At 69.6% G+C, this 11,726-nt stretch carries 13 protein-coding genes; 4 read left to right on the top strand and 9 right to left on the bottom strand.

Annotated elements, in window-relative coordinates:
- The 3 genes from B0W88_RS25020 to B0W88_RS25010 form a co-directional block, all read left to right on the top strand.
- A partial coding sequence (locus B0W88_RS25020; RefSeq protein WP_144006949.1) for a lipopolysaccharide assembly protein LapB occupies positions 1-1,067 on the top strand: 1,067 nt, incomplete at its 5' end.
- Positions 1,064-1,459, top strand: coding sequence for an NAD(+)--rifampin ADP-ribosyltransferase (gene arr / locus B0W88_RS25015; protein ID WP_077037322.1), 396 nt, complete (start codon positions 1,064-1,066; stop codon positions 1,457-1,459). The genes B0W88_RS25020 and arr, both read left to right, overlap by 4 nt.
- Positions 1,460-1,618: 159 nt before the next feature.
- On the top strand, positions 1,619-2,851 hold the full coding sequence (locus B0W88_RS25010) for an anion transporter (protein WP_077037321.1): 1,233 nt from the start codon (positions 1,619-1,621) through the stop codon (positions 2,849-2,851).
- Positions 2,852-2,959: 108 nt separating this feature from the next.
- On the opposite strand, the gene B0W88_RS25005 is transcribed toward B0W88_RS25010, so the two are convergent.
- Positions 2,960-3,859, bottom strand: coding sequence for an amidohydrolase (locus B0W88_RS25005; protein WP_077037320.1), 900 nt, complete (start codon positions 3,857-3,859; stop codon positions 2,960-2,962).
- Between the two features lie 42 nt (positions 3,860-3,901).
- On the bottom strand, positions 3,902-5,182 hold the full coding sequence (locus B0W88_RS25000; protein WP_077037326.1) for an MFS transporter: 1,281 nt from the start codon (positions 5,180-5,182) through the stop codon (positions 3,902-3,904).
- 162 nt (positions 5,183-5,344) lie between these two features.
- Here B0W88_RS25000 and B0W88_RS24995 point away from each other — a divergent pair, with 162 nt between their 5' ends.
- The gene (locus B0W88_RS24995; RefSeq protein ID WP_077037319.1) at positions 5,345-6,082 is read left to right on the top strand and encodes a GntR family transcriptional regulator; all 738 of its coding nucleotides are present in this window, start codon (positions 5,345-5,347) and stop codon (positions 6,080-6,082) included.
- Between the two features lie 73 nt (positions 6,083-6,155).
- On the opposite strand, the gene B0W88_RS24990 is transcribed toward B0W88_RS24995, so the two are convergent.
- The 7 genes from B0W88_RS24990 to B0W88_RS24960 are packed head-to-tail and all read right to left on the bottom strand — an operon-like array spanning position 6,156 to position 11,643.
- Positions 6,156-7,487: an LLM class flavin-dependent oxidoreductase gene (locus B0W88_RS24990; protein WP_077037318.1), complete on the bottom strand. Its 1,332-nt coding sequence runs from the start codon at positions 7,485-7,487 to the stop codon at positions 6,156-6,158.
- Positions 7,488-7,512: 25 nt separating this feature from the next.
- Entirely contained in the window at positions 7,513-7,944 is a 432-nt protein-coding gene (locus B0W88_RS24985; RefSeq protein ID WP_077037317.1) for a biopolymer transporter ExbD, read from the bottom strand.
- A gap of 7 nt (positions 7,945-7,951) precedes the next feature.
- Positions 7,952-8,386, bottom strand: a complete 435-nt coding sequence (locus B0W88_RS24980; protein ID WP_077037316.1) for a biopolymer transporter ExbD — start codon at positions 8,384-8,386, stop codon at positions 7,952-7,954.
- Positions 8,383-9,222 carry a MotA/TolQ/ExbB proton channel family protein gene (locus tag B0W88_RS24975; RefSeq protein ID WP_083749054.1) on the bottom strand — a complete coding sequence of 280 codons (840 nt, stop codon included), beginning with the start codon at positions 9,220-9,222 and terminating at the stop codon, positions 8,383-8,385. The genes B0W88_RS24980 and B0W88_RS24975 overlap by 4 nt, the downstream gene beginning before the upstream one ends.
- A 35-nt stretch (positions 9,223-9,257) precedes the next feature.
- A complete protein-coding gene (locus B0W88_RS24970; RefSeq protein ID WP_077037315.1) occupies positions 9,258-9,917 on the bottom strand; it encodes an energy transducer TonB in 660 nt (219 codons plus the stop codon).
- Positions 9,918-9,932: 15 nt separating this feature from the next.
- Positions 9,933-10,649 carry a peroxiredoxin-like family protein gene (locus tag B0W88_RS24965; RefSeq protein WP_077037314.1) on the bottom strand — a complete coding sequence of 239 codons (717 nt, stop codon included), beginning with the start codon at positions 10,647-10,649 and terminating at the stop codon, positions 9,933-9,935.
- Positions 10,650-10,659: 10 nt separating this feature from the next.
- A complete protein-coding gene (locus tag B0W88_RS24960; RefSeq protein ID WP_198937933.1) occupies positions 10,660-11,643 on the bottom strand; it encodes an oligopeptide/dipeptide ABC transporter ATP-binding protein in 984 nt (327 codons plus the stop codon).
- Positions 11,644-11,726 lie beyond the last annotated feature (83 nt).

Raw genomic sequence — 11,726 nt, 5'->3', positions numbered from 1 at the left:
ACCTACGGATGGATGGTGCCTCGATGAGCCTGATCAACAAGATGCTGAAGGACCTGGATGCCCGCCATGCCGCGCCGGGACGCGAGCGTCCGGCCCTGGGCGCCGGGTCCGCGGTGGCGGCGTTGCCGCATCCGCTGATGCGCCATGCGCGCGGCGCGGCCCTGATGGTGCTCGGCGCGGCGGTGTGCGCGACGGCCTGGCTGGTCCTGCGGCCGAGCATCGGCGCGGCGCGCATGGCGGCGGTCAGCGCGCCCATCCCGGCGCCGCCACCCATCCTGCCCGCATCCGTGGCGATGCCTGCGGCGATGCCGGCATCGGTTCCTGCAACGACGCCTGCGCCCGTGAACATCGTGGCCGTCGCCACGGGCGCGCTGGCCGGTGCGGCGAGGATGGCGGCGCCGGCCGCCAAGGCTGAGCCTGCCCCGGCCGTGGCGTCGGCCCCAGCGGCGGCGCCGATGACGCCCGGGGCCAAGCTGGCGGTCAAGCAGACCAGCCCGCAGCAGGATTCCGACAATCTCTACCGCGCCGCTGTGGCCCAGTACCAGCAGGGCAGGGGCGAGGAAGCGCGGCGCGGCCTGCTGCGCGCGCTGGAGCTCAATCCGGCCAACGCGCGCGCCCGCCAGGCGCTGGTGGACCTGCAGATCGAGAGCGCGCGCTTCGACGACGCCATGCGGCTGCTGCGCGAGGGGCTGCGGCAGCAGCCGCAGGACAGCGGCTTCGCGATGTCGCTGGCCCGTCTCCAGCTGGAGACGGGCGATTCGCCGGGCGCCATCGCCACGCTGGAAAAGGGCCTGCCCGACGCCGGCGACGACGCGGCCTACAACGCGCTCTACGCGATGCTGCTGCAGCGGCAGCAGCGCCATGAGGAGGCCATCAGGCACTACCTGGTCGCGCTGCGCACCGACCCCGCCAAGCCGACCTGGCTGGTTGGCATCGGCGCCTCGCTGCAGGCCACCGGCAACAAGGCCGACGCCATCGCCGCCTACACCCGTGCCCGCGATGGCGGCATGCTGCCGCCTGGCCTGACGGACTACGTGGAAGGGCAGTTGCAGCTGCTGGGTCGTTGAGCATGCGGGATACCGGACCGTTCTTCCACGGCACGAGGGCCGACCTGCGCGTTGGCGACATGCTCACCGCGGGCTTCAACTCGAACTACAGAGACGGACTGGTCATGAACCACATCTACTTCACAGCTCTGAGCAAGGGCGCCGGCCTGGCCGCGGAAATCGCCAGAGGCAGCGGCAAACCGCGTGTCTACATCGTCGAGCCCACCGGCGAGTTCGAGAACGATCCCAACGTGACTGACAAGAAGTTCCCTGGCAATCCGACACGCTCTTACAGAAGCGGGCTGCCCTTGAAGATCCTCGGCGAAATCGAGGCTTGGGAAAAGTTCGACGCCGATTTTGTCCTGGAGCTACGACGCAAGATTCGGAACGGCATGGGCGAGATCATCAACTAGGTCGGCATGGGCGCTTGCCGGGAGGCTTCCCATCTTGAGCCTCGATGGTTGGTCGTCCATGACGGCCAGCTCCTGACGTCCACGAGCGGCGGCTGCTCTCCGTGACCAGCACCCGCAAGCCTTCGAACTGGCCACCGCCTCGATAGCGACAATGCGCGCATGACCGCAACCGTCCTCACGATCTTCGGCATCGTCTACCTGGGCATGATCCTGGGTGGACTGCCATTCCTGCAGCTCGATCGCACCGGCATCGCATTGCTGGGCGCAATCGCGATGATCGCGACCGAGTTCGTCACGGTGGAGCAGGCCGCCCAATCGATCGACCTGTCGACACTGCTGCTGCTGTTCGCCTTCATGGTCGTGTCCGCGCAGATGCGCCTCAGCGGCTTCTACGACTGGATCACGATCCGCCTGTCGGCGCTCCCCGTCTCGCCGCCGGCGCTGCTGGCGGTACTGATCGCAACCGTCGCCTTGCTGTCAGCCGTGTTCAGCAATGACATCGTCTGCCTGGCCGTCGCTCCCGTTCTGGTGGACGCCTGCACGCGCCGGGGCCTGGACCCGCTGCCGTTTCTGCTGGGACTGGCCTGCGCGTCCAATGTGGGCTCGGCGGCGACCCTGATCGGCAACCCGCAGAACATGCTGATCGGCCAGACACTGCACCTGTCCTTTGCCGGCTACGCCGCCGAGGCGGCCGCTCCGGTGCTTGCCGGGCTCATGCTGACCTGGGCCGTGATCGTGTTCCGCACCCAGGGCCGCTGGAGGTACACCGGCGCCATGGCGCCTGAAACCCTGCAGGACTCCCAAACGCAAGTCCTGGACCGCTGGCAGACCGCGAAGGGCATCCTGGCGGCGCTGGCCATCGTCGTGGCATTTCTGTACGCGCCCTGGCCGCGAGAGGTGGTGGCGCTGACCGTCGCCGGGATCCTGCTGCTGAGCCGCAAGCTGCAGTCGAGCAGGACCCTGGGCCTGGTCGATTGGGAACTGCTCGTGCTCTTCATGGGGCTTTTTGTCGTCAACGACGCCCTCCAACGCACGGGGCTCCCTGCGCAACTGGTGGCCGATTCGACGAAGCTGGGTCTCCACCTGGACCACCCCGCGCCCCTGTTCGGGGCCGCCTTCGTGCTGTCCAATCTGGTCTCCAATGTGCCTGCCGTGATGCTGCTCCTGCCTGTCGCGCACCATCCGCTCGCAGGCACCTTGCTGGCCCTGGCGAGCACCTTCGCGGGCAATCTGTTCATCGTCGGCAGCATCGCCAACATCATCGTCGTCGATGCCGCCAAGCGCCGTGGCGTCATCATCGACTGGCGCCAGCACGCGCGCATCGGCGTGCCGGTGACGATGGCCACCATGGCCGTCGCGGCACTGTTCCTGTGGTGGCGCATGGCCGGCTGACCCATCCGTCTGGGAGATGGCCCTGCACGTCGGCCGAAGACGCCGGACCGGGCGGGACGGGACTGTTGCGGCCGATCGGCACCCCCGCTGCCTGTGAGCGCGGAGGGCTCAGGCAAAGCGATAGAGTCGCGCCGGCGTCTGCCCGAGAACGATTTGCTGATCGACGCTGTCGGGCAGCCAGGTGTCAAGCAGGCGTCGCTGACTCATGTAGTCCGCCGTCTTCTCGAACAGGGTATGGGGCCAGTCGCTCCCCCAGATCAGCCGGTCCAGGCCATAGGCCGAACGCAGCAGCGGCATCGCGGCAAGCGCCGTGGCTTCGCCCCGACCCTTCGATCCGTTTCGATAGGCGCCCGACAGCTTGACCCAGACCCTGCGCGTCGCGCCCAGGCCGAGCAGGTACCGGAAGCCCGGGTCGTCGATGCCCCGTTCGGCATCGGGCCGCCCGAAGTGATCGACGACGACGCTAACGCCGCTCTGCATCAGCGGGTCGATCACCGACGGCAGTTCACGGGCCTCCTGATGGACCTCGACCTGCCACTGCCGCGCCTTCAGTTCGGCCAGCAGGGCACGCCATGCGCCGCTGGCGAGGTCGGGTGTCGGCAGGCCGACGAGATTCAGCCGGATGCCGACGACGCCGGCCTCCTGCAGCGCCTGCAGCTCTTGCGCCGTGATCGTGGGCTCCACCACCGCAATACCGCGCAGGCGGTCGGGATACCTGCGCAGTGTGGCGACGAGGTAGCTGTTGTCGGTGCCCAGGAAGCTGGGCTGCACAAGCACACCGTGCGTCATGCCGTTGGCGTCAAGCTGCTGCAGGTAGTCCTCCGGCCTGGCGTCGTAGCCGGCCGGTGCGCGGCGCCGGTCGGGCATCGGCAGGTCACGGGTGAAGACATGGGCGTGGCAGTCGATGCGCATCGTCGTCCGCCGGTCAGGCGTCGCGTTGACACAGGCCGCGAGCGGAAGCGCCGCGGCGCTCAGCAGCGCGGCATTGAACTGGCGACGGTTGCTCATGGGGATGGTCTCGATTCAGGGGGTTTGGCATGGCGTCAGGCCTCAGCGCGCGGCCACGGGATTTGCGGATGCGGCGTCATTCCCAGGCGCCGCGCTGCCAAGCGCGCGTCCCTTGGTCTCAGGCAGGAACAGCACCGTCAGCATGGCGATCCCGTAAGCGATGGCGGCGTCGATGCCGATCGCCTCGCCCAAGGGCATGGACTTGCTCATGTAGCCCACCAGAACCGGGAATGCAGCCGAAGCGATGCGCCCGAAGTTGTAGCAAAAGCCCACACCGGCGCCGCGCATCTCGGCCGGGTACAACTCGTTGAACAGGGCGCCCAGGCTGGCTGGGATGCCCGCGGCGAAGAAGCCCAGCGGGAAGCCCAGGAACAGCATCTGCGAATCGGTCAGGGGCAGGAAGGTGTAGGCCGAGACCGTCAGCACGCAGCACAGCGCGAAGAAGGCGATGTTCTTGCGGCGCCCGATCCGGTCCAGCAGCTGCGCGCTGGCCATGCAGCCGCACCAGAAGGCGAAGATGACGACTGCCAGGTAGCCACCGGTGCCGAGAACCGAGAGATGACGCTCCTTGGACAGGAAGGTCGGCAGCCAAGTCATCAGCGCGTAGTAGCCGCCGTGCGCGCCGGTGCCAAGCAGTGCGCCCAGCAACGTCGTCTTCAGCACGCGCGGCGAGAAGACCTGCGTCACCTGTTGCCACATCGGCACCGTCGCCGCGTTCGGTGCGGGCCTGGGCTTCGACGGCTCCTGAAGATGGCGCCGCACGTAGACCACGAGCAGGGCTGGCAGCAGGCCGATGCCGAACATCACGCGCCAGGCCGCATCCGGCGACAGCCAGCTGAACATGGCCGTGTAGAGCAGCACGGCCGCTCCCCAGCCCACAGCCCAGGCGCTTTGCACGCCGCCCATGGCCTTGCCGCGATGCTCGTTGCGGATGGTCTCGGCCATCAGCACGGCGCCGGCCGCCCATTCGCCGCCGAAGCCGAAACCCTGGAAGGCCTTCAGCACCAGCAGCTGGGGGAAAGTCTGGGCAAAGGCGCACAGGAAGGTGAACACCGAGAACCAGAGGATGGTGAACTGCAGGGTGCGGATGCGGCCGAAGCGATCCGACACCGCGCCGGCGATCCAGCCGCCCAGGGCCGAGGAGACGAGCGTCACGCCGCTGATCAGGCCGGCCTGGCCCTTGTCGATGCCGAAGGCAGCAATGATGGCGGGGATGGCCAGCGTGAACATCTGCACGTCCAGGGCGTCGAGGCCCCAGCCGGCAAAACAGCCCCAGAAGGTCTTGCGCTCGTTCGACGAGATCTGCCTGTACCAAGTGAACATCATGTCTCCTGCCTGTCTGATAAATTCAGCTAGTCATATATATGACCATATGAATAATGTAGGAGCTTGTGAACGACCGGCTCCTGGTGGAAACCCGTGGATCGAAAATTGAAATCGGCGGTGCTAGAGTGATAGTCGTCCAGTCAACTAGATGACATCATCATGAACCGACTTGCGGTGCACGACGAACGCCTGCCGCTGTACCAGCGCTTGCGGGACGACCTGCTGCGTCGCATCGCCGACGGCGAATGGGGCCCGGGAGACGCGATTCCGACCGAAGCAGAACTGAACCAGGGCTACGGCATGGCCACCGGCACGGTGCGCAAAGCCATCGACATGCTGGTCGCCGAGGGCGTGCTGACGCGCAGCCAGGGCAAGGGCACGTATGTGCGACGGCCCGACTTCACCTCGTCGCTGTTCCGGTTCTTCCGCTTCAAGACGAAGTCGGGAGAGGCCGTTCAACCGACCGGCAGGGTTCTCGGCCGTTCAGTGAGGAAGCCTCCGGTCGAAGTGCGTCAGGCCCTGGGCTTGGACGAGTCCGAGCCGGAAGCCATCTTTCTGTCCCGTCTGCGGCTGATTGACGACCAGCCTGTGCTGGCCGAGGACATCTGGCTTCCCCGGGCGCGCTTCGAACCGCTGGTCGAGTTGAAGCTCAAGGACTTCGGCGATTTGCTCTACCCGCTCTACGAGTCGGTCTGCAAGCAGTTGGTCGCCTCGGCCCGTGAGCGGCTGACGGTGGAGGTCGCCGGCAAGGCGCTGGTCGAGAGACTGGGGATCGAGGCCGGCAGCCCGGTCATCGCGGTACAGCGTGTGGCCTTCAATTTCGCGGGCGCACCCATCGAGTGGCGCTGCACGCGCGGCTCCGCCGCCGGTTTTCAGTATGAGGTGGACATCCGCTGAAGCGTGCGCTCTCGATCGGATGACGATCGACCGGATGCGCCGCAAGGCGGAGCCCCTCCCCCCAGCTCCAACTTCAGGCGGCCCGCCGCGCCGCCGTGTAGCGGTTCTCCGGCACCGCCAGCCCCAGGTGCCCGCGCAGCGTCTCGGCGTCGTAGTCATGGCGATACAGCCCGCGCTGCTGCAGCAGCGGCACCACCAGCTCGACGAAGTCCTGCAGGTCGTGCGGCAGTACCTGGCCGAAGATGAAGCCGTCGGCCGCGCCCTGCTCGAACCAGCGCTGGATCGCATCGGCCACCTGGTCCGGCGTGCCGACGAACTCGTCGCGTGGCGCCAGCACGCGCAGCGCCGTCTCACGCAGCGTGAGCTGCTCGCTGCGGGCGAGCCTGACGATGCGTTCCGAGGCGCTGCGGTTGCTCTCGCTGCCCAGCGCCGCCACGTCGGGGAAGGGCGCGTCCAGCTCGTAGACGCTGAAGTCGTGGTCGTTGAACGAGCGGCCCAGCGCGGGCAGCGCCTCCTCGATGCGCACCAGCGACAGCGCCTGCGCGTACTTGCGCTCGACCTCGGCCTGGTCCTTGCCGACGATCACGCGCAGCCCCGGCAGCACCAGCGGCTGGCCCGTCGCGCGGCCGAAGCCGGCGGCGCGGCGTTTCGCGTCGGCGTAGTAGGCCTGCGCCTCCTCGAAGCTGCCGCCGCCGGCGAAGATCGCGTCGGCCTGCTTCGACGCGAAATTGCGCCCGTCCTCCGAGGCGCCCGCCTGGAAGATCACCGGCTGGCCCTGGCGCGAGCGCTGGATGTTCAGAGGCCCGGCCACCGAGAAGTGCGCGCCCCGGTGGTTCAGCGCATGCAGCTTGGCCGGGTCGAGGAACTGGCCGGTCTCGCGGTTGGCGACGATCGCGTCGTCCTCCCACGAGTCCCACAGCCCCTGCACGACCTGCAGGTGCTCGGCCGCGATGCCGTAGCGCACCGCATGCGGCGGATGCTCCGGCTTGCCGTAGTTCGCAGCGCTGCCGCTGAGCCAGGAGGTGACCACGTTCCAGCCCGCGCGGCCCTTGCTGATGTGGTCCAGCGAGGCGAACTGCCGCGCCACCGTGTAGGGCTCGCTGTAGCTGACCGTCACCGTGCCGACGAGGCCGATGCGCCGGGTGACCGTGGCCAGCGCCGACAGGATGGTCAGCGGCTCGAAGCGGTTCAGGTAGTGCGGGCTGGACCGCTCGTTGATGGACACGCTGTCGGCGACGAACAGGAAGTCGAACCGGCCCTGCTCGGCGAGCTGCGCCTGCCGCGTGTAGAGCTCGATGTCGATGCTGCCCTTCGGGTGGGCCTCGGGGTGCCGCCAGTCGCCCCAGCCGGCGCCGGTGCCGTGCAGGATCAGGCCGAGGTGGAGTTGTCGTCGTGCTTGGGTCATGGGTGTCTGGTCTCTCTTCTCTTGGTCAATCGATGAACTGTTCGTGGCCGGTCACGCCGAGCCTGGTCACGCCCACGCGCTGCGCCGCGGCCAGCACGGCGGCCACGGTGTCGTAGCCCGCGCGCTTGTCCGGGTGCAGGTGGACCTCGGGTTGCTCCGGCAGTTCGGCGACCTGCGCCTTCAGCCGCGGCTCCACCTGGTCGGCCGGCAAGGGCTCGCCGTTCCATGTGATGCGGCCCGCGGCGTCCACGTCGATGCGCACCACCTCCGGCGGCTTCGGCGGCGGGGGCGGCGTGCCCTGCGGCAGGTTCAGGTTGACCGCGTGCAGCTGCACGGGGATGGTGATGATCAGCATGATCAGCAGCACCAGCATCACGTCGATCAGCGGCGTGGTGTTGATCTCCGACATCACTTCGGTGCTGCCCGGGCCCGCGCCCGGGCCGATGCTCATGGCCATGGGGTCCTCATCCTTTCGCGGGTGGTTCGGTGATGAAGCTGATCTTCGAGATCGCGGCGCGCTGGCAGGCCAGCAGCAGGCGGCCGACCGGCTCGTAGCGGCCGCGCCCGTCGCCGCGGATCTGCACGACCGGCTGCGGGGCCTGCACCGCCACGGCCTTCAGCCGCTCGAACAGCTCGGCCTGGCCGGCCAGGCGCTGCGCGTTCCAGTAGACGGCGCCGTCCCGGTCCACCGAGAGCTCGATGTTCTCGGGCTTGGTCTGCCGCGCGACGTTGCTCTGCTTCGGCAGCTCCAGCGGCACCGTCTTCGTGACGACCGGGATGGTGATCAGGAAGATGATCAGCAGCACCAGCATGACGTCCACAAGCGGCGTGGTGTTGATGCTGGCGTTGACCGCGTCCTCGCTGCCGCCGGCGGCCACCAGGCGCAGGCCGCGGCTCATCCGAGCGCCTCGGCAACTTCCTGGCGCCGGGCCTGCGGGCGGGCAGCCTCGGCCCTGGCCGCTGCCGCCGCAGGCGGCAGCGGCGCCAGCACCTGCGCGCCCAGCAGCGCGCGGTGCAGCTCGGTGCCGAAGCGGCGCACCGCGTCCAGCGTCACCTTGTTGCGACGGACCAGCCAGTTGTAGCCCAGCACCGCGGGCACGGCGACGGCCAGGCCGATGGCGGTCATGATCAGCGCCTCGCCGACCGGGCCGGCCACCTTGTCGATGCTGGCCTGGCCGGCGATGCCGATCTCGGTCAGCGCGTGGTAGATGCCCCAGACGGTGCCGAACAGCCCGACGAAGGGCGCGGTGGCGCCGACGGTGGCGAGCAGCGCCAGGCCCTCCTGCTGGCGCGCCTGCACGTCGTCGACGGCCTGTTGCAGGCTGGCATTGATCCACTCGTTGCGGTCCACATGCTCGGCCACGGCGCCCTGGTACTGCAGGTCGGCGGCGAGGCCGGTCTCGGTCACGTAGCGGTAGGTGCTGCGGGCGTCCAGCACGGCGGCGCCGGCGGCCAGCGTCTCGGCGCGCAGCACGGTGTCGCGCGCCTGGCGGCCCTCACGGGACAGGCGCAGGCTCTGCGCCAGCTTGGTCGCCAGCACATACCAGCTGCCCAGGCTGAACAGCACCAGCAGCACCAGCGTGCCGCGGGCCACCAAGTCGCCCTGGGCCCACAGCGCGTCGATGCCGTAGGGGTTGGAGACGGCGGCCTTGCCGTCCGGCTGGGCCAGGGCGGCGCCGGACAGCAGGGCCAGCGTCAGCGCTGCGTTGAACTTCCTGATGAGGATGTTGCTCATGATCGGTACTCCGGTGTGTCGTTGGGGAAGCGCCCTCAGTCGGGGCGGAAGTCGAAGGTCTGCACGGCGACGATCTCGTCGGCGCCGCTGGCGTTGCAGTCGTACTGCAGCAGCGCGTTGCGGACCGCGGCGTCGAACAGGCCGCGCGGCCTGGAGGCGAGGATCTGCACGTCCACGACCTTGCCGCCGCGGATCGTGGCCTGCGCGCGCACCTGGCCGCTGATGCCTTCCTGCGTGGCGCGGCGCGGCAGCACCGGCGCCACCTGCGTCGGGCAGGCCACGCTCAGCGGCACCGGCTCGCTGCCGCGCACCGGCGGGGCGGGCGGCGGGGCCGGCTTCGCTTCCTGCACCACCGGTGGCGGCACCGGCGAGGCGGCGGCGGTGATCGTCGGCGCCGGCGCGGCAGGCGCGGCCACCACCACCTCGGGCGGCGGCACATAGGGCGCGGCCGGTGGTGGCGGCGCGGTCCTGACGATGGCGGCCTTGGGCGGCTCGGGCGGCGGCGGCGGTGGTGGCGCGGGCTTGGGCTCGTCGATCAGGCGTGCCTCGATCGGCTCCTTCACCAGGTCCACCACGCGCTGGGCCAGGCCGCTGACGATCGCATAGCCGATCACCAGGTGCACGGCCACGACGACGCCGATGCCGACCGCATGGCTGCTGCCGCCATCGGGGCGCGGGGGCAGGGCGAGTTCCATGGCGGCCTCCCCCGGTCAGGCCGCGACCGGCTGGCGCAGCAGCGCCTCGACGGAGGCGAGGACCGGCTCGGCCTCGGTGCGCAGCAGCCAGTCGGGATGCACGTCGGCGAAGCGCACGCGGCGCTCGGTGTCGATCACGACCACGGTGGGCTGCGGCAGCTGCCAGGTGCCCGTGCCGGTGGTCTCGCCGGTCGTGCGGCCGCGGGCCAGCGCGGCCTGCTGCGAGGCCTCGTCGGCGGTGTAGAGGATGCCGAAGCGGCGGCCCAGCGCGTTGTCGCGATCGGTCGCCACATGGAAGCCCAGCGCGTGCCGGCGCTTGATCTCCACGAGCTTCTCCGGCACCTGAGGGCTCAAGGCCAGCAGCGTGGCGCCCAGCGCCTGCAGCTGCGGGAAGAGGTTGCGCTGGTAGTAGGGCAGGGCCAGGTTGCAGGCCGGGCAGCCCTCGAAGCGGAAGAACACCAGCACCAGCGGGCCGCGTTCCAGCAGGCCGTCCAGCGTCAGCGTGGGACCGTCCACTTCCTGCACGCTGAACGGATGGACGAGGTCGCCGGCCTTGATCCACTGGTCCGGGTCGGCCTCGTCGACGAGAGCTTGTCGCTGGTCGACGTTCACCTTCAACTGCTCCGGCGGAAGGTGCTCGACGCGCCAGGCGTGCAGCTGGCGGAAGATCTCGTGCAGCGACTCCTTCTGGCCGGGCACGGGGTTGTAGCTGAAGTTCGTTTCGGTGCTCATGGAGGGGTCCTCAGTTCAGGGGGAAATGGCAGGCCACCGTGCGCTGTTCGGCGATCGGCAGCAGCGGCGGAACCTCGCGCCGGCAGCGCTCGGTGGCGGCAGGGCAGCGGGGATGGAAGTGGCAGCCCGAGGGCGGGGCGGTGGGCGAGGGCAGCTCGCCGATCGGGGAGACGAACTCGCGGCGGCGCCGCGGATCGGGCTGCGGCATCGCGGCGATCAGCGCCCGCGTGTACGGATGCGCGGGCCGGCGGAACAGCTCGTCGGCCGGCGCCACCTCGACGAGCCGGCCGAGGTACATCACGCCGATCCGGTCGGACAGGTGGCGCACGACGTTCAGCCCGTGGCCGATGAACAGCGTCGTCAGCTGGAGGCGCTCGCGCAGCTCCGACAGCAGGTTGATGACCTGCGCCTGCACCGAGAGGTCCAGCGCCGAGACCGCCTCGTCGGCCAGCACGAAGCCGGGCTCCAGCGCGATCGCGCGGGCGATGCCGATGCGCTGGCGCTGGCCGCCGGAGAAGGCGTGGACATGGCGGGTGCGCGCGCTGGCCGGCAGGCCGACCAGTTCGAGCAGCTCCTCCACCCGCACGCGCTGCTGCTCCGCCGTGCCCACGCGATGGGCCACCAGCGGCTCGGCGATCACCTGGCCCACGGTCCAGCGCGGGTCGATGCTGCCGTAGGGGTCCTGGAAGATCATCTGCATCTGGCGGCGCGCCTGCTGGCGCTCGCTGCGCTTGAGCGTGTGCAGCGCGCGTCCGGCGTAGCGGACCTCGCCCGAGGTCGGTGTGTCCAGCTGCAGCAGCAACCGGCCCAGCGTGCTCTTGCCGCAGCCCGACTCGCCGACCAGGCCGAAGGTCTCCCCGCGGTGGATCGTCAGCGAGACCTCGTCCAGCGCGCGCACCGACGGGCCGCGCCCGAGCCACAGGCCGCGGCCGCCGGGGAAATGCTTGCTGAGGCGGATGGCCTCGACCAGCGGTTCGCCTTGCCCGCGTTCGATGGCCGGCGCGGCGCCTGCGGCCACGGCCGGCCCATCGGCAGGCACGTCGGGCTCGAACGCATGCCAGCAGGCCACGCTGCGAT

This window comes from Pelomonas sp. KK5, assembly GCF_001984095.1.
Classification (GTDB): Bacteria; Pseudomonadota; Gammaproteobacteria; order Burkholderiales; family Burkholderiaceae_C; genus KK5.
This window is presented reverse-complemented; position numbering and strand designations above follow the sequence as displayed.

Coding starts and splice junctions, on each gene's coding strand:
- B0W88_RS24965 (WP_077037314.1), bottom strand. CDS start 10,649: ATGAGCACCGAAACGAACTTCAGCTACAACCCCGTGCCCGGCCAGAAG.
- B0W88_RS25010 (WP_077037321.1), top strand. CDS start 1,619: ATGACCGCAACCGTCCTCACGATCTTCGGCATCGTCTACCTGGGCATG.
- B0W88_RS24990 (WP_077037318.1), bottom strand. CDS start 7,487: ATGACCCAAGCACGACGACAACTCCACCTCGGCCTGATCCTGCACGGC.
- B0W88_RS24970 (WP_077037315.1), bottom strand. CDS start 9,917: ATGGAACTCGCCCTGCCCCCGCGCCCCGATGGCGGCAGCAGCCATGCG.
- B0W88_RS24995 (WP_077037319.1), top strand. CDS start 5,345: ATGAACCGACTTGCGGTGCACGACGAACGCCTGCCGCTGTACCAGCGC.
- B0W88_RS25000 (WP_077037326.1), bottom strand. CDS start 5,182: ATGTTCACTTGGTACAGGCAGATCTCGTCGAACGAGCGCAAGACCTTC.
- B0W88_RS24980 (WP_077037316.1), bottom strand. CDS start 8,386: ATGAGCCGCGGCCTGCGCCTGGTGGCCGCCGGCGGCAGCGAGGACGCG.
- B0W88_RS24975 (WP_083749054.1), bottom strand. CDS start 9,222: ATGAGCAACATCCTCATCAGGAAGTTCAACGCAGCGCTGACGCTGGCC.
- B0W88_RS25005 (WP_077037320.1), bottom strand. CDS start 3,859: ATGAGCAACCGTCGCCAGTTCAATGCCGCGCTGCTGAGCGCCGCGGCG.
- B0W88_RS24985 (WP_077037317.1), bottom strand. CDS start 7,944: ATGGCCATGAGCATCGGCCCGGGCGCGGGCCCGGGCAGCACCGAAGTG.